The sequence below is a fragment of the Ruegeria sp. CF3 genome, from assembly GCF_056537365.1.
In genome coordinates, this window is sequence record NZ_JBQFRK010000003.1 from 1 (window position 1) to 25,427 (window position 25,427).

21 protein-coding genes and 1 tRNA gene are annotated in these 25,427 nt (G+C 57.8%); 11 read left to right on the forward strand and 11 right to left on the reverse strand.

What is annotated here, in order from left to right; translation table 11 throughout:
• Both ACR0KC_RS11730 and ACR0KC_RS11735 read left to right on the forward strand, forming a co-directional pair.
• On the forward strand, nt 1-110 hold a 110-nt coding region (locus tag ACR0KC_RS11730; protein WP_480567056.1), incomplete at its 5' end, for an EF-Tu C-terminal domain-related protein.
• Nucleotides 111-380: 270 nt separating this feature from the next.
• On the forward strand, nt 381-602 hold the full coding sequence (locus ACR0KC_RS11735; RefSeq protein WP_170420395.1) for a hypothetical protein: 222 nt from the start codon (nt 381-383) through the stop codon (nt 600-602).
• Between the two features lie 34 nt (nt 603-636).
• On the opposite strand, the gene ACR0KC_RS11740 is transcribed toward ACR0KC_RS11735, so the two are convergent.
• Nucleotides 637-1,341 carry a DUF374 domain-containing protein gene (locus ACR0KC_RS11740; RefSeq protein WP_170392582.1) on the reverse strand — a complete coding sequence of 235 codons (705 nt, stop codon included), beginning with the start codon at nt 1,339-1,341 and terminating at the stop codon, nt 637-639.
• 142 nt (nt 1,342-1,483) lie between these two features.
• Between ACR0KC_RS11740 and ACR0KC_RS11745 the strand changes: the two genes are divergently transcribed.
• The 8 genes from ACR0KC_RS11745 to lptF all read left to right on the forward strand — a co-directional run bounded on the left by ACR0KC_RS11745 (nt 1,484) and on the right by lptF (nt 14,184).
• Nucleotides 1,484-1,559 (forward strand) — tRNA-Trp (locus ACR0KC_RS11745).
• A 228-nt stretch (nt 1,560-1,787) separates the two neighbouring features.
• Nucleotides 1,788-5,093 (forward strand): adenylate/guanylate cyclase domain-containing protein, encoded by a 3,306-nt coding sequence (locus ACR0KC_RS11750; protein WP_480771878.1) that lies wholly within the window; start codon nt 1,788-1,790, stop codon nt 5,091-5,093.
• Nucleotides 5,094-5,213: 120 nt separating this feature from the next.
• Complete coding sequence (locus tag ACR0KC_RS11755; protein WP_480771879.1) at nt 5,214-6,779, forward strand: FAD-binding oxidoreductase; 1,566 nt, start codon at nt 5,214-5,216, stop codon at nt 6,777-6,779.
• Nucleotides 6,780-6,818: 39 nt separating this feature from the next.
• A complete protein-coding gene (locus ACR0KC_RS11760) occupies nt 6,819-8,492 on the forward strand; it encodes a hypothetical protein (RefSeq protein ID WP_480771880.1) in 1,674 nt (557 codons plus the stop codon).
• Entirely contained in the window at nt 8,485-10,245 is a 1,761-nt protein-coding gene (locus ACR0KC_RS11765) for a ferritin-like domain-containing protein (RefSeq protein WP_480771881.1), read from the forward strand. Before ACR0KC_RS11760 ends, ACR0KC_RS11765 begins: the two co-directional genes overlap by 8 nt.
• Nucleotides 10,242-11,552 carry a radical SAM protein gene (locus ACR0KC_RS11770; protein WP_480771882.1) on the forward strand — a complete coding sequence of 437 codons (1,311 nt, stop codon included), beginning with the start codon at nt 10,242-10,244 and terminating at the stop codon, nt 11,550-11,552. The genes ACR0KC_RS11765 and ACR0KC_RS11770 overlap by 4 nt, the downstream gene beginning before the upstream one ends.
• 4 nt (nt 11,553-11,556) lie before the next feature.
• Entirely contained in the window at nt 11,557-12,972 is a 1,416-nt protein-coding gene (gene qhpG, locus ACR0KC_RS11775; RefSeq protein ID WP_480771883.1) for a flavin-dependent monooxygenase QhpG, read from the forward strand.
• 72 nt (nt 12,973-13,044) lie between these two features.
• Nucleotides 13,045-14,184 (forward strand): LPS export ABC transporter permease LptF, encoded by a 1,140-nt coding sequence (gene lptF, locus ACR0KC_RS11780; RefSeq protein ID WP_480771884.1) that lies wholly within the window; start codon nt 13,045-13,047, stop codon nt 14,182-14,184.
• Nucleotides 14,185-14,186: 2 nt separating this feature from the next.
• Here lptF and ACR0KC_RS11785 read toward each other — a convergent pair whose 3' ends face one another.
• Nucleotides 14,187-15,020, reverse strand: a complete 834-nt coding sequence (locus ACR0KC_RS11785) for a LysR family transcriptional regulator (RefSeq protein WP_480771885.1) — start codon at nt 15,018-15,020, stop codon at nt 14,187-14,189.
• 102 nt (nt 15,021-15,122) lie between these two features.
• On the opposite strand from ACR0KC_RS11785, the gene ACR0KC_RS11790 reads away from it, so the two are divergent.
• Nucleotides 15,123-15,713, forward strand: a complete 591-nt coding sequence (locus ACR0KC_RS11790) for an HD domain-containing protein (RefSeq protein WP_480771886.1) — start codon at nt 15,123-15,125, stop codon at nt 15,711-15,713.
• Here ACR0KC_RS11790 and speB read toward each other — a convergent pair.
• The 9 genes from speB to ACR0KC_RS11835 form a co-directional block, all read right to left on the reverse strand.
• A complete protein-coding gene (gene speB / locus ACR0KC_RS11795; protein WP_480706954.1) occupies nt 15,710-16,552 on the reverse strand; it encodes an agmatinase in 843 nt (280 codons plus the stop codon). The genes ACR0KC_RS11790 and speB overlap by 4 nt on opposite strands.
• Nucleotides 16,549-17,718: a carboxynorspermidine decarboxylase gene (gene nspC, locus ACR0KC_RS11800; protein WP_480771887.1), complete on the reverse strand. Its 1,170-nt coding sequence runs from the start codon at nt 17,716-17,718 to the stop codon at nt 16,549-16,551. Before nspC ends, speB begins: the two co-directional genes overlap by 4 nt.
• A gap of 88 nt (nt 17,719-17,806) precedes the next feature.
• Nucleotides 17,807-19,018 carry a saccharopine dehydrogenase family protein gene (locus ACR0KC_RS11805; RefSeq protein ID WP_480771888.1) on the reverse strand — a complete coding sequence of 404 codons (1,212 nt, stop codon included), beginning with the start codon at nt 19,016-19,018 and terminating at the stop codon, nt 17,807-17,809.
• 22 nt (nt 19,019-19,040) lie between these two features.
• Complete coding sequence (speA, locus tag ACR0KC_RS11810) at nt 19,041-20,930, reverse strand: biosynthetic arginine decarboxylase (protein WP_480615101.1); 1,890 nt, start codon at nt 20,928-20,930, stop codon at nt 19,041-19,043.
• A gap of 102 nt (nt 20,931-21,032) precedes the next feature.
• Entirely contained in the window at nt 21,033-22,118 is a 1,086-nt protein-coding gene (locus ACR0KC_RS11815; protein ID WP_170661646.1) for a DUF1513 domain-containing protein, read from the reverse strand.
• Between the two features lie 3 nt (nt 22,119-22,121).
• Nucleotides 22,122-23,132, reverse strand: a complete 1,011-nt coding sequence (locus ACR0KC_RS11820) for an imelysin family protein (protein ID WP_170661648.1) — start codon at nt 23,130-23,132, stop codon at nt 22,122-22,124.
• Between the two features lie 3 nt (nt 23,133-23,135).
• Nucleotides 23,136-24,683, reverse strand: a complete 1,548-nt coding sequence (locus ACR0KC_RS11825; RefSeq protein WP_480771889.1) for a di-heme oxidoreductase family protein — start codon at nt 24,681-24,683, stop codon at nt 23,136-23,138.
• Entirely contained in the window at nt 24,643-25,128 is a 486-nt protein-coding gene (gene bfr, locus ACR0KC_RS11830) for a bacterioferritin (RefSeq protein ID WP_170392566.1), read from the reverse strand. Before bfr ends, ACR0KC_RS11825 begins: the two co-directional genes overlap by 41 nt.
• Nucleotides 25,076-25,369 carry a (2Fe-2S)-binding protein gene (locus ACR0KC_RS11835; protein WP_170392565.1) on the reverse strand — a complete coding sequence of 98 codons (294 nt, stop codon included), beginning with the start codon at nt 25,367-25,369 and terminating at the stop codon, nt 25,076-25,078. The genes bfr and ACR0KC_RS11835 overlap by 53 nt, the downstream gene beginning before the upstream one ends.
• Nucleotides 25,370-25,427 lie beyond the last annotated feature (58 nt).

Sequence of the window (25,427 nt, forward strand, 5' to 3'; positions counted from 1 at the left end):
TCACCGTCGAGCTGATCGCGCCCATCGCGATGGAAGACGGCCTGCGCTTTGCGATCCGCGAAGGCGGCCGCACCGTCGGCGCCGGCGTCGTCTCGAAAATCATCGAGTAATCACAGTAGTCGGGCTTTGGCCCGACAAATCGGTGAACTAAAGAAGGCCGCTCCAACTGGGGCGGCCTTTTCTCATCCATTCTTCTCGGCGCATTGAGATTATTCGTCGAATAATCTCGGGCAAGCTGAGTTCATTGAACAAAACAGCTGTCGATCTCGCATTCTTAATCTACCGTCCACTCCAAACGAAGACTGAACTCCCAGCTCTCTATTGCAACAGCAAAGGTGACGCGCAAATCAAGCGCGTCCCGGCGATCAGGGGAGACTAAGATGTTTGGTTTTGAATTTCTAAACTATGGAACGCAAATCCTTCACAGCAAGGATTTGGACGATATGAGAGCCGCTGTTCTCGGTGACGACGAACAGGAAGTTGAGTGCAAAATCAGCGACTTTTGCCGAGAGCGCAAGCGATTTGATATCAAGCTTGCTGAAATGTCGGACAGCATGGCGAGAGGAGCGACCTCGGTCAAAACCAGCGCAGACGCGGCCTAACGGCGCAATAGTCGTTTCACGCCGGGTTTTGGGTTCAAATGCTCTTTGCCCATGGCTCACGCCCGACCATCCGGTCGGCCTCGGCGGTGATGTCGTTCATATGCTGCTCAAGGCTCAGACGAAGGGCCTCAATCTGCTCTTCGCTGGCCTTGCGTGGAACTGGATCGGTCCATTCGCGGCACAGAAATACGCCGTCGTTGCGCCAGGGGCGAGGCATCAGCAGACGATCCCAAGTTCCGGCTTCGCGCCCGTGCCGCGCGGAATAGGTGATGCCGAAAACTCGTTTACCTGATGTGCGAGCCCAGACCAGCGGTACGGTCGAGGATACCCGCTCGGGTCCGCGAGGGCCGTCGGCGGCAATGCCAATCGAGATACCCTGTTTCATCTTTCCCAGCACTTCGCGCGACAAAGCGACGTGGCGCTTGCGGCTGGACATTGCAATTGTATCCATCCCGAACAGCTTCTGCACTCGCCCCACCATGCTACCCGCGCGCGCTGCCGAAGTGATCGAGCAGATGCGGCCCTTGTCCAGAGGGAAGAAATATGGCGATTGTGCCAGTCTCTGGTGCCACAGCACCACGATGACCGGTTCGCCCTGTTCGGCCAGTTGATCCAGCTCTTCGTAACCGATGCGCTGCCAGCGTGTGTTGCGATGCACCAACCGGATATAGCTTGCGATCCGTCGCGCGACCCAGTTCAGCACGGCTTCGCTGTCTGCGATTTTCTTGCGGATGCTCAAGGCTGCGGTCCTCCTGCTGGCCGAGCCTTGTCTTAAAGAACTGCGCGCCGGGCGCAACTTTTTTGTCAGCGGTAAAGTGTTCGGAAAACTCAAAAAGCCTCTTGAGTCCGCTGCGCCTCTGTCATATCTGATGGCCCAGCCTAGGGGTATAGCTCAGTTGGTAGAGCGACGGTCTCCAAAACCGTAGGTCGCGGGTTCGAACCCTGCTGCCCCTGCCATTTCCCACCGGACAAGCGAAATTCCTGCAACAGAGGCGCGGGCTTGGTGCATACGTGTGGCGCAATTCACTTGACGTGTGCGGCAATAAAGAAAAAGCTTGATCAAGGCTGAAGGAAAAGCCATCAGGACTGTCCAGCTAATGTGCTAAAGTCGTTCGGCTTTTGTGTCACAATATGCAAGCCTGACCGGGTAGGGGAACCCGGAGACGATCGGGGACAACGGGGATAATGACAGAGATCGACGCATTCCTTGAAGAACACGGGCTGTCGAAATATGCGCCGGTATTCGCGTCGAACGAAGTTACATTGGCCGATCTCGCACATCTCTCCGAACATGATTTGATCGACCTTGGGCTGCCACTTGGACCAAGGCGCCGATTGATGGCCGCATTGGGGCAGGCGCGGGATGCCAATCCGACCCCGGTGCAAGGCAGCGGGAAGATTGTCGCCGAGCGGAGGCAACTGACAGTTATGTTTGTTGATCTGGTTGGCTCGACTGCCATGTCCGAGCGGCTTGATCCCGAAGACTTGGGGGAGCTGCTTCGGCGGTTCAAGGAAATTTGCTCGACCTCGGTTGCTCGCTTTGGTGGACATATCGCCGATTTCATGGGTGACGGGGCGATGATCTATTTCGGGTATCCTCACGCGGTGGAAGATGCGGCCTCGCGCGCCGTTCATGCGGGTCTGGATATTCTTGAAGGATTGAATCGCATGGAAGGCCAGGAGCGTCTGACTGCGCGGATCGGTGTTTCGACCGGTCTTGTCGTTGTGGGCGAGATCCATGGCGAAGGGTTGAAGGAACATGACGTGGTCATGGGGCGTACACCCAATCTGGCAGCACGTTTGCAGAGTTTGGCCGAGCCCAATACACTGATCATCAGCCCGTCCACTCGCAGATTGGTGGGCAATGCATTTGAACTGCAGGATCGCGGGTCTTTCGCACTGAAAGGGTTTTCGGAACCGATACAAGCCTGGAGCGTCACAGGGCAGGCGCGGATCGAGCGCAGATTTGACATAATGCCTGATGCCGGTTCTGGTCGGCTCATTGGGCGCCAGGCAGAGTTCCGCAAGCTGACCGACAAATGGAATGAGGCAAGTCAGGGCGCTGGACAATCGGTTCTTGTCACTGGCGAGGCAGGGATCGGCAAATCACGCCTGATTGAGGGGCTTAGCCAAGAAGTGCTGGATCAAGGTGCGCTTCGCCTGAACTTCCAGTGTTCGCCCTTTCATGCCAACTCGGCACTTTATCCGATCATTCAGCATCTGGAACGCGCCGCAGGATTTGCGCCGACAGACAACGATGAGGATAAACTGGGAAAACTCTCATACCTCTTGCGCCATCACCCGCCTGAGCATGTGCGCCTGATCGCCGATTTGTTGAGCGTTGATGCTGATGCTACGCTGGGGCCTCTCGACCTGCCGCCGCAAGTGAAGCTTGAGAAGACGTTGGAGGCAGTGACAGAACAGCTTGCAACGTTAGCGCGAGAACGACCGGTGTTGCTGTTGTTCGAAGATGCGCATTGGGTTGATCCGACCACTTTGTCTCTTACAGATCGGGTGATCGAACATATTCGGGACCTACCGGTGCTGATCGTCGTAACAGCACGTACCGGTTTCGATCCGGGTTGGGGTCACCACAACAATACCCTGCGTATACCTCTCAAGCGTTTGACCAATCGGGATGTGGCTGAGATCGTAGCTGAGGTGGCGGGGGGGCACCCTGTACCACCCGAGGTTTGCGACCTTATTGCGGCCAAGACGGATGGCATTCCGCTTTATGTCCAGGAAGTGACCCGCGGTCTTTTGGAATCGGGGCAATTGCGCTTGAGCGACAAGGGGTATGTCGTGCGCGGCCCCCTGCCATCGCTTTCAGTTCCCAGCACGTTGCAGGATTCGCTGATGGAGCGTCTAGACCGTTTGGGCAAGGCCAAAGAAGTGGCGCAAACCGGCGCCGTGTTCGGGCGGCAGTTCTCGATCGCGTTGCTGGCCTCTGTTTCGTTTCTGTCTCCGACGGTTCTGCAGGCCGGACTGGAACAGCTCTCATCGGCCGGGATCATTCTTCAAGCCCCGGATGCGGCAGAGGATGAGTTCATCTTCCGCCACGCATTGATTCGCGACATGGCTTATGACAGCCTGCTGCGCACGGAACGGCAGTCGCTGCATGACCGCGCGGCGGGTGCGTTGCTAGAGAACCAGCCGCAACTGGCCCAGACTCAGCCCGAGGTTCTGGCACAGCACTACACGTTGGCCCAACGCGCGGATGAGGCCGTGATGCACTGGCAAAGCGCGGGGCGTCGAGCGATCGAACGCTCGGCCCAGGCTGAGGCGTTGACCCATCTGTCGAAAGCTCTGGATCAGCTTGCCGATCTGCCAAAGAGCCGTGCACGGGATTTGCAAGAGATCGACATCCAGATCCTGCGTGCCGGTGTCCTGCGCTCAACAAGCGGTATTTCGGGGGATGCGACGGGTGAGGCCTATGGGCGTCTGCGCGAACTATGTCACCGAGCTGACGAGACCGAGCGGCTGTTTCCTGTGCTCAACGGGCTATATGCATTCCATCTTGTGCGTGCCGAATATCGATTGGCGAAAGGCGTGGCTGCGCAGATCCTCGATCTGGCGGCGACAAGCGGCAAGACCGAACACCGCATGGTCGGTCATCGCGCCATGGGGGCGGTGCAATTGCATCTGGGCAACCTGTCAGATGCAAAGCGCCATCTTGAGCAAGCTTGGGCGCTTTATGATTTTGATCAGCACAGCCAGCTAGCCTATGTCTATGGAACGGATCATGCCGCGATTACATCAGCATTTCTGGGCACATGTTATTGCCTGATGGGTCGGCATCAAGATGCCCTGCAGGTGCAGAATACAGCGCTGGAATGGTCCAAGAACCTCAAGCACGCGCATAGTGTGGCGCAGATCTTGGTTTACATGTGCAAGGTTCACCTGCTGGCGCGCGACATCCCTGCATTGCAAAGGGATGTTAAGGCGCTGTCCGAAGTCGCCGAGGAGCATTCGCTACCCTTTATGGCGACAATTGCGCGGCTATGGGAAAGCTGGGCAAAGGCGACCACGACCTCTGAAGTCGAACATATCGAGGACCTGCGTCAGGCGTCGGAAGACTGGTGGTCGGTTGGGGCCGGAAATTACAAGACTTTCTTCCCTTCGCTGATTGCCGAGATTCAGACAAACGCCGGCCATCACGACGCTGCGCATCAGACTCTGACGCACGCCAGAGATGTTCTGAGCAAAACCGAAGAGAAATGGGCCGAGGCCGATCAACTGCGTATTGAGGCCGCCCTTGTAGCCAAGACCGGGGGCGATCCTGAACCACTGCTGTTGCGTGCTATCGAAACAGCGCAAAGGCAAGGCGCGCGGCTTTACGAGCTTCGTGCGGCGGTCGCGTTGGCGGAGTGGCGGCAACACCGAGGCGAACCGGTTGGTGAGGCGTTGAATTCGGTCATGTCGCATTTCCATCAAGATGCCCAACTGCCGGACCTCAAAGACGCACGAGCGTTGATGGAAACGATTACTTGACCCGAAGGCCAACTTACTGCCAGCTTGGGCGCGGGCAGAGTTGGTATGATACCTGAATTTCGACTTTTAAGCGCTGGGTCACCAGTCCGGCGCCCCGCTCTTGTGGTATGAGGAGACCTAATGCGTAAGATCAGCAAAACACTTCTGGCCAAGGATGTATTGGCGCAAAGCCGTACCGATCTGGCGCTGCAGCAGTACCATTCGATCACGCCCGATGAGATACGTGAATTTGAGAAGAAACTGATCGGAACGGTCACTTTGCCAACCGACGCGGATTACAACAATGACCGGCAGGTTTGGAATCCGGCTTTCCAGGACTACCCAGAGATCATCGTCTATTGCGAGACCATTCAGGATGTACGCGCCAGCCTTGCTTTCGCGCGCGAGCATGATCTGTGGGTTGTTGCGCGGTCAGGGCGTCACAGCACGGCGGGGTATTCGGTCAATAACCAGATGGTGCTGGATACCAGCCGAATGCGTTACGTGACCGTCGATCCAAAGGTGCCGATGGCCTATGTCGGTCCGGGCACACCGTTCAAGATGCTGAATTCGGAGTTGAACTCTTATCACCTGCACGTGCCGGGCGGGGCCTGTCAGGATGTCTGCGTGGCGGGTTTCATGATGGGCGGCGGCTATGGCTTTACCTCACGCCGGCTTGGGATGGCTTGCGACAGCGTTCTGGGTGTCACCGTGATGCTGTGGGACGGCAGTATCGTGATCGCGGACAAAGACACGAACTCCGACCTCTTCTGGGCCATGCGAGGTGGGACCGGCAACAACTTTGGTGTGTTGCTGGAAATCCGCTACCAGCTGCACCAGCTGTATGAAGTCTGGGGTTGCCACATCACATGGCCGTTGGACAAAGCCGCCAAGGCACTGGAGTACCTGCAGGCCAACTACATGCGCACCTGCGAAGATGACCGTTTCGGGGCTTATATCTTTCTGGCCTATCAGGGAGATCGAAAGGTACTGCTGGTGTCGGCGCTCTATGATGGCACGTCCGAAGAGGGGAACGCGTTTGTTCAGCCCCTGCTGAGCGATGAAATCGGCGGCGAGATTGGTGAGGACGACCAGAACTATGGCACCTATCAAGAAATCAACTCATGGCTGTATGACGACAAATATGACATCCCCGTCGTCCCCGATCAGGCGCGTGAAGATAAGCAGGCCGGATATATTGAACGCCAGCTCAACGAAGCCGAATGGCAGCGCGTCGTAGACTACCTCGACAGCACGCCCAACGCTTATGGCGCTGTGGCCATCGAACCCTATGGGGGGGCGATCAATCGGATGCCGTTGGGCAAACAAGGCAATGCCTTCATTCACCGTGATGTGTCGCTGAACTTCTACGTCGATGTGTTCTGGGTGTCGGAAGAAGAAAAAGAGATCGTTGTGCCGTGGCTCGACGGATTCATGGAGCTGATGACCGAAGAGGGCTATTTCATTGACCGCGTCTATCAGAACTATCCACGGCGGACCCAGAAGAACTATCGCTGGCAATACTGGGGCGAGTATTTCAACTCTTTGCTGTTCGTGAAGCAGAAATTCGACCCGCATAATTTCTTCCATTATCAGCAGAGCATTTCGCCGGTGCCGGATGACGCTCCGCCAGACATCATCCGAGATACGTCCAAGTCGATCTTCGACGACCCAACGATCACATACGAGAGCTATTCGAACCCCTGAAAGCGGGGGCAGCCAAGGCCAAACGGGGGAGGGCCCAGCATGGACACGATCCGAGAGATTTTCTTTCTGCCACCGATGGCGGTTGCCCGTCTGGGGCCGGGTGAGACGCCGCTGGAAAGCTATGAATGGCAGCAGGACATGGATGCCCATGGCAACAACAAGACGGTTATCCGGTCGAACATAACCCTGCGCGAAGTCGAAGATGGCAGCGTTTCAGCCTATCTTCCCGATCCCGACACGATCCGCTTTCGCGACGAAGGCGGTGCGCTGCGTCCGGTCGCCCCGTTCTTTGAGCTTTGGGCGCGGATGCATGACGCTGAAACGGGTGAGGTTTATGAGACGCCGGTGACCCTGAACCTGCTTGAGGGGCAAGGCCTGTCGCTGCAGAACGTGCGCTATTCGGTCACCGTCGGCAACACCAAGGCCGAGCGTCGGACCGGGGACGCGGCCTGCGGATTTCGTGCACGGGTCGAGATCGCGGGGCAGGATTTCACCCCCAAACCCCTGCTGGCCTTCAGCCCGTACACGTCTGAACAACAGCCGATGGTCTATGAGCACAACCCGATCCCGCTGGGCTCGATCCGTGCGATCCATCCGGTGCAGGGGCACGACGAGCCGGTTGAAGGAGAGTTCATCGACCGCAGCATCCTGCGCCTGCGCTTTATGCCTCCGAAAGGTGAGGTTTATGGCCCGCCTGATGCTGCATACGGTCCGGCGACGCTGGCCGTACCGGGCTATCAGAACGACCCGCCGAAATCGGAATATGGTCGCATCCACGAAATCGTGCCCGAACAGAACCGCATCCTGAACCCCGACACCCCTTGGTCGAAATGGATCATGATGTCCGGCACCTCGGACGACCCTGAGCCGCACGATAGTTACGACGGTGCCCGTGTGGGCAATGACCAATCCTGGGGAGTGGCCGATGACACCAGCGATGGCGTGATCGAGGCGACGCTGGCAGTACGTGGCGAACGCCTGACCGCGCGCGCCACGATCATGACCGGACCACCCGATTTTGCACCTGATGCGCGGCCGTTCTACAGCCTTGAGGATGATCTGGCCGATCGTGATCTGTCGCTAATCTCGGTAACTGAAGAAAACTACATCCAGGCCAAAGACGAGGTGGTCGATATCTTCCGCCGCGCCTTCGAGACCAACAGCCTGATCAACCTCGACGATATCCGCGCGCAAGGTTTGAAGGACAATGCCAAATTACAGGCGAAAACCGGGATTTCCCCGACGCCGGGCCTGCCGTCAACCGATGCGAAATCCATGACGGAGGAGGATGCAAGGCCGCCGGACAAGATCGACGAACTGATCCGCCCGCAACCGATCTCGGTCTTTTCGAACTCCGTGCCGAATGATCGGCTGCCCTATACAGTGGCGACGAAGTTCGTGCATGAGCAGTTGATTGACGAGGCCAACCTGCTGGATTTCCTACGCCGTCGCCCGGATTTCGTTAAAACACTGCTGCGTCCACCATATGGTATCCTGACCGAGCTTGAAACCGACCCGAACCCTGATCAAAATCCGAACCCGGATTTTCGCGATCCTCGGATTATCCGCGACTCGATGCACGACGCGCGGATGCCGCCCTATATGCGCGATTCCAACTATTACCCACTGTCGCTGTCGCGCAGGCAGTACCATCTGGTGATCTCGTTCATCGACTATCTGGTTGCACAGGAAACGGAGGCTCAGAATGTCTGATCAGCCCGGCCAAATTCGCGTTAAACCCCGCAACCTGACCGCCCGCGCGGCCTATAAGGTACCGGGCAACCCCGACAACACGCGACTGGACGGATCGGTGGGGAATTGCTTTCCCGGTCTGGAAATGGATGTGCGCAACCTCGACCGCCGCTTTTTCCCCGGTCTGGTGTTCAACGCCGCGCGGGTGCCGCTGAACCCCGTGCCCGTGGCGCCGAAGAATTCGCAGGGCTTCCATCTGGTTTTTGTGGACTATTTCTACGACCCGATGCTGCCTGACAACAGCCCCGAGGAGTGGGTGCAGACGCTGTTGGAGGCCTACAGTGGTGACATTGGCGCAAAGCTCAGCCAAGGTCGCTGGTTCCTGTCCTGGGTCGAACAAAGCGGCAAGCGGATCACCTTTCAGGAGAAAGACGGCACACCCTATGACGGGCTGATGATTTGGCGGTTCATCCGCAGTCTGGAACATGGTGATGACAAACCGGTCAGCATTGCTCTGGAACGGCGCAATCATGAGGGCATCGTGGATACCGAGCAGGTCGTCCTGCACGGATTCCGCCGCCAGTACCGGACCGAGGCGGGGGTCTTCAGCGAAGCCTATGATCCCGGAGAATTGACGCAAAGCCTGTGCAACCCGTGGTCCCATGACTTCCGCGACTGCGGCTGCCACTACTGGCCCTCGAACCATCCCGATGTGGTGATGGCCGAGGTTGCACATGACGATCAGTTACCCTCGGGTCAGTCAAAGAACCCGATCGAGGCCGAGACCTATCTGGATTGGCTGCGCTCGGACAAGTCTCCGTCCGGTAACGTCGCGGCGCTGAATACGGTCGAACAAAACCGCCCCTACCAGATTGACCATTATCAGGTAAATCAGATGTGGAGCGAATTGCCTATCGTCGTTGAAGGCCGCGAAACGGGCGAGGTTTATGAAGTTGATCCCGAAATGCCAGGCGTGGAGCCCTATGACACGCCGCAGGCGATGATCGAGGACCTCAAGACGCGTCTGGCCGCGATGGAGATGACACTGAGCCTGCAATATCTCTATGCCTATTTTTCGTTGGCGGATCCCGAAACGGCGGATACCCGAAAATGGCCGACGCTGAAAGACGATCTGATATTTGCCCGGCGTTCGGTGCTGGAGGTCGCGATTGGCGAGATGACCCATATGCGCTGGGCGAACCAGTTGCTTTGGGAGCTTGAGCCCGAGGGGTATGAACCCATCTTGACCCCGTCTGAAACCTTGCCGGCGGGCAAGGGTAAGACGCAGCCGCGCGCACTGAGGCCACTAACGGCCGAAGCGCTTGCGGATTTCATCGAGATCGAGCGCCCCGGAGGCTTTATTGACCGCGCTTATGCACAATGTGTGGCGACTTTGGAGCAGGAGGATTTGTTCCCGGAACGCCGCCTTTATGCGCTGGCGGTACGGATCGACACCGACGGGGACGAGCACTTCCTGCGCTTCAGTCAAATGAAGGACGTTTTGGCCAAATACGATACGGGAGAAGGCACGCCTGCCTATTTGCGTCAGATTGAAGTTGGCACTGAAGAGGAGGCCAGGACGGCGCTGGAACTCTACGCTAAGGTCAAGGATGGGTTAGCCAACGCCTATGCGCTTGAAGCGGATGGCAAATTTGAAGACTCCCAGGCCTACATCCAGCAGGTGCGCGATGACATGAAGCTGTTCCGCGTCGAGGGCGAAGCGCTGGCCGCCAAGGGGATTGGCATCCCGTTCTGGACGGAGGGTAAGGCGTGATCCCACCCGCCGCGCAGGTGCATTTCTATGACACAGGGCATGGAGATCACATGCTGGCCGTTGATGGATCGCGCGTGTTTGATGTGCCTGAGGGGACGGCGGACCAATTCGCAACGATGGACAAGAGAAGTCAGAGCGCTTTCCTCAGGTCCATGGGATTGGATGGAACACCTTTCATCGATGACACGCCGCCTCAGAGTATGCCCGTGAGGTCGCTGTCACTGGCAGTGGCGCAGAAATGCAATCTGGCTTGCACTTATTGCTATGCTGCAGGGGGAGAATTTGGCGGACCCGCGCGGAATATGGAATGGGAAGTCGCCAAGGCTTCGGTTGATCGGCTGGTGGCCGAAGCCGAACCCGGTGTGCGGATCAACCTTGCCTATTTGGGTGGAGAACCTCTGATCAACCGCGATCTGGTGCAACGCACTACGGAATTTGCCGTCGATCAGGCGCATGCCAACGGGTTGAGCGTCGGGTTCTCGATCACAACCAACGGGACCCTGCTACGCCCCGAGGATGCGGCGTTTTTCGAAGCGCATGGATTTGCTGTCACCATCAGTCTGGATGGCGTGGGCGAGGTCCATGACAAGCTGCGCCCAAATCGTGGCGGTCGGGGTAGTTTTGATACGATCCTGAAACGGGTCGAACCTTTGCTGGCAGCTCAACACCGTATGCAGGTTGGTGCTCGGGTAACGGTTACGCCGAAGAATATGAACCTGCCAGAGACGCTGGATCGGTTTGTGGGAATGGGATTTCATTCGATTGGATTCTCGCCCATGCTGGCCTCGCCCAACGGTCAGCATGAACTGAACCGGAGTGATTTGGACGAGATGCTATCGCAGATGATCCGTTGCGGCGAAGTTTTCGAGGCGGCGGTAATCGAAGGGCGGCGCTACCCTTTCTCGAACATGGCAGCGGCGATGCAGGAGATCCACCGAGGCACCCACCGGCCCTATGCCTGCGGGGCAGGGGGCGGGTATTTCGGCGTGTCCGCTGATGGTGGACTGTTCGCCTGCCATCGCTTTGTTGAAGACGAAGCCGGAGCCATGGGCGATGTCTATGATGGCCCTGATCTTCGGCGAGAAAATTGGTTGACGAACCGTCACGTGCACACCCAGTCCCCGTGCGGCACTTGCTGGGCGCGGTATCTGTGCGGCGGCGGCTGTCATCACGAGGTCATCCATCGCGGACGCCCCGCTTGCGACTACATTCGAGGTTGGCTGCACTATTGCCTTCAAGCCTATGTCCGCTTGTCCGAAGCACGTCCGGATTATTTTGGCGTGTCCGCTCAGGTGGCCTCTGCCTGAACGGATGGAGATTGAGACCGAAATCTGCGTGATCGGAGGCGGCCCGGCAGGTAGTTCTGCCGCGCTGAGGTTGGCTCAGCTAGGTCGGCGTGTCTGCTTGATCGAGCGGCAAACGTTCCCGCGCCAGCATGTCGGCGAGTCATTGCCGCCATCAATCTGGCCGATCCTGAACCTGTTGGGGGTCGACGAAACCGTTTCCCAAACCGGTTTTCTGCGTGCAAGCGGATCGCTTTTGCATTGGGCCGGAGCGTTCGAACGTCGCGGCGTCGACGGTGATCACCCCGGACTATTGGTTGACCGGGGCCAGTTTGATGCAGTGCTGTTACGTGCAGCACAAGCGGCAGGGGCGCAGGTCGTCCAACCTGCGCGCGCATACCGCCCCTTGCGCCAGCAGTCTGGTTGGGAGATTCCCGTTCGGACCGACACGGGCGCCTTTCGGATCCAGGCACAAATCCTGCTGGACGCAGCGGGACGGCAAGCCGGGCTGGGCCGCAGGTTTCTCCCTGCATCCCAACCTTTGTTGGCGCTTTATGCTTATTGGCACGTGCCGCCGGGCTTTGGCCCGCAAGCCCGGGTCGAGGCGGGACAAGGACATTGGTATTGGGGCGCGTTGTTACCGGGAGGAGTGGTCAACGCAATGGTTTTTGTCGATCCCGACGCCTGCATCGGGCTGCCACCCGCAGATCGACGCGATCTCTATCTGAATCTTCTGGCCCGTTCGACACTACTAGCGCCCTGTCTGGAACAGCGCCGTATCGGGCCTGTGCGGCGGGCGGATGCGACCAGCCAGGCCGAGACAACACCACCAACGCGCGACCTTCTGCGGGTCGGAGAGGCCAGCTTCGCGGTAGACGCGTTGTCGTCGCAGGGGGTGCAATTGGCGATGGGGCAGGCGGTGCAGGCCGCAGCTGTGGTGAACACGCTTCTGACAACCCCCGATCATAGTGATCTGGCCTTGTCATTTTATGCGGATCGGCAATTCGAGCGTGTGCAGACCCATGCAGCGCTCGCAGCCGATTTCTATGCACGGCAGCATGCTGTCGATCCTTCGCACTTCTGGGCTGAGCGCGCAAAGCCGTTGGATTGGGTAAAGTCTCCAGCGTTCGATCCAAACACGGAGGCGTTGCGTGATGATCAGCCCCTCATCCTGTCACCTCAGGCCAAGCTCATCACTTCCGGCGTGCAAACCGCTTCGCATATCGAACCCGGCCTTGTCATAGGGCACCCGAATCTTCCAAGGCCAGTTGCAAATCTGGAGGGCGCAATGCTGGGACCGTTGCTAGAGCGGCTGGGCGCCCCGACAACCACTTTGAACATCATCAAGAGCTGGTCAGAGGTTTTGGCCACACACACGGCGTCGCGCATTCTGCGCTGGCTTTGGTATCATCGCATCGTGATCCCCGCCGCTGATCAGGCTTAATCGAGGTTTCCTCGGCGCGTTGAATCACCTAAAGTCCGCCGCAACGCCAATCGCCAAGAAACAAGAGGTCGCATGTCGCGTTTTGATGGGTATTTCCTGCGGCAATTGCTGGTGCTGTTTGGCTTTTTCACCCTTGTGCTTGTCGGGGTGTTCTGGATCACGCGTTCAGTCAGCCTTTTTGATCGGGTCATCAGCGGCGGCCAATCGGCGATGGTATTCCTGGAGTTCACGGCGTTGACCTTGCCGACGCTGATCCGGACGGTCATGCCCATGGCTGTGTTTGCGGCCGCTGTTTACACAACCAACCGTTTGAGCCGCGAAAGCGAGATGACGGTGATGCTGGCAACAGGCTCCAGCCCGTGGCGACTTGCGCGAGCGGTCTTGGTGTTCGGGTTCAGTGCGGGACTGATGATGGCTGTCATCAGCGTCTTTTTGCGACCTGCATCGGTTGATCAACTGGAATTAAGACAGGATGAAGTTGCCGGAGATGTCACCGCACAGCTGTTGAATGAGGGCGAGTTCTTGCATCCAGCAGAAGGTGTAACCGTCTATATCGGCGATATCGATTTGGACGGAACGCTGCGCGAAGTCTTCGTCTCGGACCGTCGCGATGGGATTAACCCGGTCAGTTATTCCAGTGCTACGGCCTATCTGGTCAATCAGGCTTCGGGCATTCATCTGGTTATGCTGGATGGGATTGCGCTGCGGTATGATCAGGCTGGTAACACGCTGTCATCCACGTTGTTCGAAGACGCCTCTTACGACATTTCCGAACTGACCCAGAATTCGAGTATGGGCCATCGCAGCCTTGAAGCCATCCCGACGGTCGAGTTGATCTGGGATCGCGAAGCGGTCTCAGTGAAAGATGATCACAGCATCGGCCATCTGGTGGATGAGCTGCACCAGAGGTTCTCGTGGATTGCAATATGTATTGCGGTCGCATTGGTCGGATATTCGACCCTGATGCTGGGTAGCTTTTCGCGCTTTGGGCTTTGGCCTCAGATCCTGGGTGCCTTTACCATTCTGGTCCTGCTTGAGGGGGTTCGGGGATTCGTATCCCCGTTCGTCATCAATGATCCCAGACTTTGGGGTTTGCTGTATCTTCCCGCCGTTATGGGCGTGCTTGTGTCGGTTCTGTTTTTACTGGCCGCGGGGCGACCCTTGATGCGAAAAAGGGTTCGAAACGGAGCACCAAAGCCGTCACCGGTCTGAAGTCAGCGGCGAAGTTCCTCCAGGCACTGCAGGATGTTTTCAACTTCTTGACTGTCCGAACGGACCACCAAATACAGCGGTAGCATTAAGTCGCGCGCATCTTTCTCGCGCAACAGCTCGCCTGAGTTCAGATGCTGAGTGATGACATAGTCCGGGAAATACCCATACCCGCCACGCTGTAGGAGATAGCGTAAAGCCATCAAGCAATTACCCAGAAAGATAGTTTGCCCTGTCGCGAGACGCGCTGTGGAACGGACATGATCCCGGTAGGTCTCGCCCAGTTCTATGTTGACAAATACCCGTTCAGCGTCGGTGTTCGCATCCTTCCTGCTTTGAACCAAAGACAGCCGTTCGGGAGGAAGTTCATGGAAGATCACGCGGCGGTCCGCAGGTTTTTCGTGGGTCAGTGCAGCGTCAAGCACATGGGTCGCAACGGCGTCGACGATATTCAGGTCATGGTCGTAATTCAGGGTCAGCAACAATTGCCCGAACCGTTGTTCAAAGCGAACCGCAAGATCCACCAGTAATGGATCCCAAACGCTCAGCTGGGCGCCCAGTCGCAATGCCGACCGATTCTGAACCTGATCAGGCAGGTCATTGGCCGCGAACGACCACAGAGACAGCATCTGTTCCGCGTAGGGTTTGAATTGGCGGCCATACTCGGTCAAAACCGTACCCCCGGCCCCGCGCGAGAATAGCGGTTTGCCTGTTGCGTCCTCCAAGGCTCTAATCCGGGCGCTGACCGCGGTTTGTGTGATGTTCAATTTACGGGCCGCTGAGTGAAACCCGCCGGTTTCGGCAACGCACAAAAAAGTTTCCAGAGATTTGGTTTGCATACCGAAAGTATTTTTTGATCGTATTGATAAAATCAATTCATTTTTTTGCCTGCAACTGCCGCCTTAAGGTGATTGGATGAATGCAGCCAAAGGATTCGCACCATGCTGGACAAGAGCCACAAACCCACCTGGACCAGTTTTGAAGAGGCAACCAAGGCCGATTGGGATGCGGTCATGGACTATGAAGAGGCTTATAACGCGGAGTTACCGGATCGTATTCTCGATGCTATCCGTTCACTGGACGAAGAGTGGACACCTTATCCGGTGAACCGATATCAGCACAGCCTGCAGGCTGCGACACGTGCTTATGAGGACGGTGCGGATGAAGAGTTGATTGTGGCGGCCTTGATCCATGACACCGGCGATATCCTGTCGCCCTATAACCACGGAGAACTGTCAGCGGCGATGATGAAGCCGTATGTCAGCGAGAAAACCCACTGGATCCTCAAGCACCACTGCGTGTTTCAGGGATATTACTACAACCACCATCTTGGCGGCGACAGAAACGCCCGCGACAGGTATCGCGATAGCCCTCACTGGGAAGACTGCCGATATTTCTGCCATGAATACGATCAGAAGGCGTTCGACCCGGATTATCCGACCAAACCGCTGGAGTTCTTCGAACCCATGCTGCGCCGCGTTCTGAACAAAGGCGAAGGGCACATGGAACTGAATGAGACCGCCGAGGGTTAACAGGCGGCCATCAGGCGATAGACGATCTGGGCGGCGGTAAAATCCCAGGCGGCATTGCCGTTCGGGGCAAGTTCGACGACGTCGAAACCCACACATTTTCTGCCCTTCAGGGCGTGTTCCACCAGGCGCAGGGCTTGATAATATCCCAGCCCGCCTGGGACGGGTGTTCCAGTGGCGGGCATGATTGCCGGGTCCAGCCCGTCAACGTCAAAACTGACGTACACCAGTTCGGGAAAATCCTTGGGCAGATCAACCGAGTGGATGTTGCCGGTAACCAGTTCTTCGGCGTCTACATGAAACACGTGATTTTTCAGGCGGCTTTGGGCTTCTTCGGTCGAAAAGGCGCGAACGCCGAATTGCGCCAGACGGATACCTTCTTCGGCAAGAAGATGCATGACTGAGGCGTGAGAATGTTTCTCGCCCTGATAGGCGTTGCGCAGATCAGCATGGGCGTCGATCTGCACGATACCAATCGGTTGGTTTAGAGCGCGGGCAACACCCAACACTGCGCCGTAGCTAAGTGAATGCTCTCCACCTAGCGTCACCGGGATTTTGCCGGCGCGAACGGCCGCTTCCGTGCGTTGGGCTAGGCGTTCCATTATCTCTGACAACGCTGCATCGCAGTCGACGGGTTCTTCGGTCAAGATCCCCTCGACGCAGGGCTCGGCGTGGCCAGTGATGCGTTCCAGTTCATTACTGGCTTCGATAATTGCGTCCGGGCCTTTGGCGGTGCCCGCCCCGTAAGATACAGTGCGTTCCAGCGGCACCGGGATCACACGGAACCGCGCGTCCTCAGTGCGCTCGGATGCGGACAGTTCACTGTCGAGGAAAATACTCATGAGAGGCGGCCTTTAAAGTCGTCATAGCCGAACTGTTTGATGATTTTCAGTTCGTCCGTTTCGCTGTTCCACAGCGCTATAGTCGGCAGCGGAACTCCGTTGAAGGTGTTGGTTTTGACCATCGAGTAATGCGCCTGATCGAGGAAGGCAAAGCGCTGGCCGATTTCCAGTGGTTTGTCCCATGTGTAGTCACCGATCACGTCGCCCGCCAGACAGGACGGGCCGCCCAGGCGATAGGTATGGCCTGCCTCGGCCTCATTCATGAGGGCGGGGCGATAGGGGGCTTCGATGACGTCCGGCATATGGCAGGTGGCCGAGATATCGGTGATCGCAAGGGTCATACCGTTGGTCGGCAAGTCGAGGATTTCGCCAACCAGAATGCCCGCATCCAGGGCCACAGCCTCACCGGGTTCCAGATAGACGTCGATACCGTGTGTCTCACGGATGGATTTGATGAAGGCGACCAGCCCGTCGCGGTCATAGTCATCACGGGTGATATGATGCCCGCCGCCGAAGTTCAGCCATTTGAGTTGGCCAAGGTACGGTTTGAGTTTTGGCTCAACCGCGTCCCAAGTCCGCTGCAACGGCTCGAACCCCTGTTCGCAGAGCGTGTGCATGTGCAGCCCGTCCACGCCACTCATAGTCTCGGCGGTCAATTGGCTGACCGGCGTGCCCAGACGCGAGCAGGGCGCGCAAGGGTCGTATTTGGGGATTTCGCCTTCGGAATGTTCCGGATTGATGCGCAGACCGACCTGTACGCCGGCGGCTTGGGCTTTTGCCAGAAAGCGGTCCTTTTGCGCGGGTGAGTTGAAGATGATGTGGTCCGATAGCGACAGGATTTCGTCCATGTCCGCGTCTTTATATCCGGCGCAGAAAGTGGCGACCTCGCCGCCATATTCCTCGCGCCCCAGCCGCGCCTCATAGATGCCGGACGCGCAAGTGCCGCCGAGGTGTCGGCGCACCAGTGGGGCCAGCGAGAACATGGAAAACGCCTTAAGCGCGCTCAGGACATGTGCGCCGGAACAGGTGCCGATCTCGGAGAGGATGGTCAGGTTGCACTCTACGGCTTTCTCATCGACCACGAAGCAAGGGGTGGGCACGCGGTTGAAGTCGAAATTGCGGAAAGCACCGGCATCTCCGGCTTGGGTGGTCATCATGTCGGACAATTCGGGTGTCTCCGGATTGTGGAGAGGCCGGGGGGCGCTGCCCCCCGCACCCCCCGAGATATTTATAGCCAGATGAAGCTGATGCGGATCAGAAATCGACGGGGCCGTCGAGTTCGTGGACCTGCCACGGCAGGCCGTGGGTGTTCAGCATGTCCATGAAGTCGTCCGGGTCGAGCTGTTCCATGTTCCACACGCCCGGCTGGGTCCAATTGCCTTTCAGCACCTGCGCTGCACCGATCATGGCGGGGACGCCGGTGGTATAGCTGACTGCTTGGCTGCCGACCTCGGCATAGCATTCCTCGTGATCGCAGATGTTGTAGATATAATAGGTCTTTTCGCCCGAGCCGTCCTTGGCCTGACCTGTGGCGATGTCACCGATGCAGGCTTTGCCCTTGGTCTCCGCGCCCAGATCGCCGGGATCGGGCAGCAGGGTTTTCAGGAACTGCATCGGGATGATCTCCTTGCCGTCATGCATCACCGGGTCGATGCGGGTCATGCCGACATTTTCCAGCACTTTGGCGTGAGTGATATAGGCGTCACCGAAGGTCATCCAGAAGCGGGCGCGCTCAATCTCGGGGAAATGGGTGCTGAGCGACTCCAGTTCCTCGTGATACATCAGGTACATGTTCTTGGGGCCGATGGCGGGGAAGTCGAACTCGACCTTGTGGGTCATCGCCGGGCTGTGCTGCCATGCGCCGTTTTCCCAATGGCGCACCTCGGCCAGCACTTCGCGCAGGTTGATTTCCGGGTTGAAGTTGGTGGCGAATTCTTGATCGTTGCTGCCGCCATTCGCGTCCAGCACATCGATCTGACGGATCGTATCCAACTTGTGCTTCTTCAGCCATTTGGCGAAGACGCTGGTCACACCCGGATCGAAGCCCGAGCCGAGGATGGCAGTCAAACCAGCCTCTTTGAACCGTTCTTGATAGGCCCATTGCCAGTGGTATTCGAACTTGGCCTCGTCCTCGGGCTCATAGTTCGCGGTGTCGAGATAGTGGATGCCGGCCTCAAGACACGCGTCCATTAAAACCAGATCCTGATACGGCAGGGCCAGGTTTACGAGGATTTCTGCACCCGTTTCTTTGATCAGTTTGACTGTATCTTCAACCTTGTAGGCGTCCAACTCGGCAGTCGTGATGTCTACACCAACACGTTCTTTCACGGCTTTGGCGATGGCATCGCATTTTGACTTGGTTCGGCTGGCCAGCGTGATCTCGGTAAAGATGTCCGAATTCATCGCCATTTTGTGCACGGCTGCGTGGGACACGCCGCCCGCGCCGACAACCAGTGTTTTGCCCATGGGATAGTCTCCTCTCAAGGGGTTATTCGTAATAGGTGTAGCCGTTGATCGAGTCGCGATAGGCGCTCATCAGGGTTTTTCGGTCCTTGGCTTGCAGAGTACCGGTCGAAATCGCCTCGTCCACCATTTTGCGGAACGCGGCGACACAGTCTTGCGGGTCGAATTCCACATAAGACAAGACTTGAGAAATTGTGTCGCCCTCTTGTTCATGCAGCAAGTCGAAGCCACCGTCGGTGCGCAGGTCGATGGTGACAACATTGGTGTCGCCGAACAGATTGTGCAGGTCGCCAAGCGTTTCCTGATAGGCGCCAACGAAGAAGACGCCCATGAAATACTCGCCTTCTTCGGGCAGCGAATGCACTGGCAGGCTGGGGGACACGCCGTCGGCCAGTATGAAACGGTCGATCTTTCCGTCGCTGTCGCAGGTGATGTCGGACAGGACCGCGCGTCGGTCTGGTGTTTCATTCAAGCTTTGCAGCGGCACGATCGGGTGTAATTGGTCGATGGCCCAGACATCGGGGAGGGATTGGAACAGCGAGAAGTTGCAATGGTAGATGTCTGCGACCTTCTCAAGCTGGTCATCCACTTCCGTGTCCAGATCATCACTTGCCGCCAAGGCCTTGAGCCGGGCCATAAGGGACAGGTAGATGCGCTCGGCCCGGGCCATCTGGCGCAGGTCGACATACCCGCGTCTGAAAAGCGCGCGCAATTCATTGCGATAGAAAGTTGCGTCGTTCCAGCATTCCTGCAGCCGATCCTTGCTGAGATAGCCGTGTACTGCGGCGAGGTCCGAAACCATGTGGTGGTCATCGGGCTCGGCCATTGGTCCGTTCGGGGCGTCGTAGAGTGTGCTTTCCAACACGTTGAAGACCAGCATGGACGACGTCGCAACAACCGCACGGCCGCTTTCGGTGATCAGTGTGGGGTGGTCGATTTCAGCCTCGTCCATGGCGTAAGCCACGGTTTCGACTACGTTGGCGCAATATTCCTCGACCGTGTAGTTGATCGAGTTTTCCGCGGCCTTTTTTTCGCCCGTGTAATCCACCCCCATGCCGCCGCCGAGATCCAGGTAGCTGAGTGGTACACCTTCACGCGAGAGTTCGGTGTAATACCGGCATGCCTCGCCAACAGCGCGGCGCACATCGTTAACGTCTTGCACCTGTGAACCCAGATGCGAATGTTGCAGCTTGAGGCAGTGCAGCAATCCCGCCGCTTTCAGCTTGTCCACGGTGGCAACAAGCTGGTCGGTGTTCATTCCAAAGGCGGAACGGTCGCCGGAACTTTCTTCCCATTTGCCGCTGATCTGATTGGTCAATTTGACCCGAACGCCTATTAGGGGCTCGATCCCCAGTTGGTTATAGACCTCGATGACGGTATTGGCCTCTTTTGGGCTTTCCAGCACGATGACGGTGTTGAACCCGATCTTGCGAGACAGGATCGCCAATTGGATGAATTCAGCATCCTTGACGCCATTGCAGACGATCAGCGCTTCGGGGGCCAGGCGATGGGCCAGGGCCACCACCAGTTCAGGTTTTGATCCTGCTTCAAGGCCATAATTGTATTTCTTGCCGAACTCGACGATCCGGTCGACCACCTGCGCCTGTTGGTTCACCTTGATCGGAAAAACACCGCGATAGTGGCCCTTATAGTTTACGCGCGCGATTGCCTCGGCAAAGCTCTCGTTCAGGTGCGCGATTTCATGCTCTAGATAAGAAGCAACACGCAAGACCATCGGGGCTTTGATCCCCCGGTCGTCCAGATCGCTGAGGATACCCGGCAGGCTGATTGCCTCGGCCTCGGGGGCCATCGGATTGCGCAGAGCTATCTCGCCCCTTTCTGTCACCTCAATGAGGCCATGGCCCCATTTCTCAACCCCGTAGATGGAATGCGGTGCGTCGGGCGTCTGTTTCAATCAGATCAGTCCTTAACTTGGGTGTGCTGGTTTAGCGCCTGCCAATACGGCAGCAGTTTGATTCGTCCAAGTGTAAACTGTGAGAGGGTTCGCCGCCGAATTCTAGCCGTATGCACGGATCGGGATCAGGTGGTTGTCCCACTGGCAATCCGACCGCGCGGTGATTTCGGCGCCGGTGGTCGTCAGAGTGCCAAATGCACCGGTTCCGGTGGTAAACGCCAACCCAGCCTTGCCGGCGCCTAAACCGCAAACATCTTCGAACACTAAAGCTTCGATGAATGCTCCGCTATTTACGTCGAAGCGGTGCAATGCATCGCCTCGTGGACAGGTGATCGCAACCGATTGGCCATCGGTGGAAAAGGCAATGCTGCCAGCATACCCTTGCAACTCTCTTTGCTGCGTTTCGGGCGCTGACAAAAGGCGAGGCTTTTCGCCCCTTTGGTGAAGCCCCAGAAGGGCAGGGTACTTGGTCTGGCTGCCTTGCCATTGCATTGCAAAACCCACTAGACCATCGTCACGCACCGCAAGATGGCGGATCGAGTTTTTGTGCAGCGCGCGGGGTAGCGCTACTTGCTCCAATATCGAACCCGAAATGTCGAGATAGCTCAGGTTGGGCTGCATCGTTGGCAGATTTAGCTTGGTCCGACCGCTGTCGGGGTGTGTCTCGATGCCGCCATTGGCGATGACCAGTATGTCGCCACCGGGCAGCAAGCGCATGTCGTGGGGGCCTATCCCACCTGACGAGAACTCTCCCAGCCGTGCGAAGCTGATCGCGTCCCAGACGCCAACCACACCTTCTGCGGCCTCATAGTCGTTTTCGGTTGTGAAAAACTGTGTTCCATCAGCCGAGAATGCACCATGCCCGTAGAAGTGGCGGCCATTGGGTGCCTCCAGCCGCTTTAGGACAGAACCATCTGTACAATCAATTACAATTGCAAAGGTCCCGGGGCGGCGGGCAAAGGCGACCGCTTGGGCTTTGAACGGATGGGCCGCGGCGGCGTGCCCGCGCGCGGGTAGCGGTATAGCGAACAAAACTGCGCCCGAGTTATCCAGGCCGGACAGGCGGTAGCTACCATCTGGGAATAAGGCAGCGGCCAGATAGCGGGGCGCGCCGACGGACGCCCAGCCCGGCACCGAAGCAAGACTGGCGGCACCAAGGCCTGCAAGAAATTCGCGGCGGTTCGTCAATGGTCAATCCCCATCCAGTGAGTTGAATCCGGCGCTGATGCCGAGCGTCGGGCCAAGCTCGGTCGCGGCGATCTCGCGAATGTCGTTGATCGATTGCTGCAGCGCTTCGATGCGGACGCGACCTTGCGGTGTCGCAACACCGGCGAGGGCGGGGTCGTCCAGTGATTGAGCCCGGTCGATGGCCCGCGCGAAACCGGCATCCAGATCTGCAGCAATCTCGGGGTGGTCAAAGGACAGACGGGCGGCCAAGTCACGCAGGGCGATCAGAGACAGCGTGACATGATGCAACGACCGCTTGGACCGCCGCGCTTCAGCACGGTTCGGGCGCGGACGCTCGAACGTTCCTAAAGGGCGTCCAATGCGTGTGTCGGCTGTGAACTCTAGCCCCGTTGTAAGCGCCTTGAACAGCTCCTGCATTGCCTCATCGCCCGAGCGATAGGGGCTGTTGTCCCCCGGCTGCGTCAGTCGTGGTGCGTAGCTTTGCCAGTCCGCGTTGATCGCGACGGCATTTCGGTTGATATCAGTGGTGATGGCGCGGATAAGCGCGCAACGATAGTCGGCGCTTCCTTGTTCTGTCATCGCTGGATCAAAGAGCATTCGTTCCAATGCAAAAAAGCCGCGCCCGGCGATTGAGGTTTCGGCAAAGGCATCAGGGTCGTCGACGGCAGTGTCTTCACTGGCGATGTGTCGGGACAGGGTTTTGGGCGTGAATCCTTTGGTATCTGGCCAGAAAGCCAGTGCAAAAGCGCGATCGTCAGCCTCGGACGGCCCAAAACGTAAATGGCTGGCCGAAATCCAGCTATCGAATGCCGTGGCGTAATCAGCGCGCAGGTCGTCTGACTCCGATTCGCAATCTGTTTGGGTTGTGGTCGACAAAGCACCGGTTGCGTCAGCCAGCTCTGCAAAGCGCGGTAGAATATGCGTTTCGGTCACATCCATCAAAATCGGAGCACGATCCTGTGCAAAGGCGCCCAAGGGCACCAGCAGGGCGGCGGCGAAAGTAAGGCTACGCATGGGTCAGAGGCTCCCAAGAAAGCGGATCAGAGCGTCGCGGTCGGCTTTTGGCATTGAAACAACCGTGTCACGGGCGGCCTGCGCCTCGCCACCATGCCAAAGGATGGCTTCAAGCAGGGATCGCGCGCGACCATCGTGCAGGAGTTGGGTGTGGCCCGAGACGCGCTGGGTCAGGCCGATGCCCCACAAAGGCGGCGTGCGCCATTCGCGGCCCGTTGCGCGGGCCTCGGGGCGGTGATCGGCCAGACCCTCGCCCATGTCGTGCAACAGCAGGTCGGTATAGGGCCAGATAAGCTGGAAGCTCTGTTCGGGCCTATCGGGCATCCTGTGGGTGACATAAGCAGGCGTGTGGCAGGATGCGCAGCCCGAAGCAAGAAACACTTCTTTCCCGCGCAGCACTTCAGGGTCATCGGTGTCTCGGCGCGCCGGAACACCGAGATTGCGGCTGTAGAAGGCGACGAGGTCCATGCCAATTGCGTCAATCTCGAATCCCCGCGCATCGTTGTCTCCGTGCGGAGCATCAATGCAGTTGGCCTGCAATTCGGTGCAATCGCCGTACGGCGCGGGGTAAAGCGGACTTGATATGCCGATATCACCTGCGAAGGCCGCCGCCGATTGCTCCATCACCGTGGGCATCCCGGCCTTGTGGCCAAAGCGGCCCATCATTGGTTCGCCAAATTCCGTCGACCATACGATGTTCGGACGGCCCGAGATACCATCGCCATCTTCGTCATCAGGATCGGCTTTGGCCAGCAAGTCCTCAACCGGAATTGATTCCAGCAACCCCAGTCCGATCATCTGCGGCGCAACTCGAGGGCTAAGCATCGCGTCCGGGTGCAGCGGGCCATAGCCTAAATCGGCGGCCTTATAGCTGGGGCGGCGGAGCGAGGCCGTTTCGCCATCGGACAGCGCGACGGGGACTTCCTCATACGTGATGTCCAGCCGATATTCTGCGGGATGGCCTGCCAGAGCGAAATCCTGCAGCTGAGTGCCATAATTCGGATCAGGCAGGGTGGCGATATAGTCTTTGATCTCGGCAGGCGCGTCCTCTGGCTTGCCGGGAACCGAAACTCTCAGGAACATCGAGACGGCATTGTCATCCGGGCCGTTAGGCGTATGACCGCGCCCGTCCTTGATGTGACAGCGCTGACACGAGCGGGCGTTGTACAGCGGACCCAAACCGTCCGAAGCCAGAGTGGACGACGGAGACGAGACCCAGATCTTTTTGAACAACCCGTTGCCGACTTTGAAGTCCAGCTCCTGTTCGAAGCTTAAATTGGCGGAGGGCTGAGAAAACGCGTCCGCATCAGTGCGCGCCCGCACGGTCGCAGCACCAGCGGACAGTTCTTCGAACCGCTGCGGCACACTGAAGTCATCCGGCGCAGCTGTGACAGCGTCGATCCGGGCGCGTTCTTCGGCAGTTCTTGGAAGGAAATTTAGATGAGAGTCCCGCAGCTCGGTGGCTTGGGAAGAGGTGGCCGTGAGTGCGGCCACCGATGCAAGGGCAAGCTTACTCGCCTTCGTCCATCTTGGATGCGTTAAGTTGCGCATAATTGGCTTCGCCAATCCTTTCATAAAGGTCGAGCTGCGTTTCGAGGAAGTCGATATGTCCTTCTTCGTCGCTGATTAATTCTTCGAACAGGCCCATGGACACATAGTCGCCGGCCTCGCGGCAGTATTCCCGCGCTTCGACATAAAGCGCCCGCGCGTCTTGTTCGGCGGCTAGATCGCATTCCAGTGTTTCTTTCGGGGTCTGCCCGATGCGGAGTGGGTCAAGTTTCTGCAGGTTGGGGTGGCCCTCCAGAAAGATGATCCGCTCGATCAGCTTGTCTGCATGGCCCATCTCCTCAATGGATTCCTCACGGCTTTTCTTGGCCATATGGCCAAGCCCCCAATCCTCTTGCAGGCGGTAATGTAGCCAGTACTGGCTGACCGCCGTCAGTTCATGCCGCAGTGATTTGTTGAGGTATTCTATGACCTTGGGATCGCCCTTCATGTGCTTTCTCCTGTGATACTTCGGATCGTAATGACCGAAGCTGCATGGGGACTTTAAGATTATCGTCTGCGCGCATTGTGTCTAGGAAAAGCGGCATACATCCGCCGCAATCCGCTGACTTGCCGAGGGCATGATAGATCTTGCCGGGAGTGATGATGGTCTGTGGGTCTGCCGTGCGCATCCAATCGATCGCCGCTCGGATATCGTGGTCAGAGATGTTGGTGCAATGGCAAACGATCATGGCGACTCAGTCGGGGTATGCTATTTCCTAGTGAAATAGTAGGTTATTGAGGGTGCGT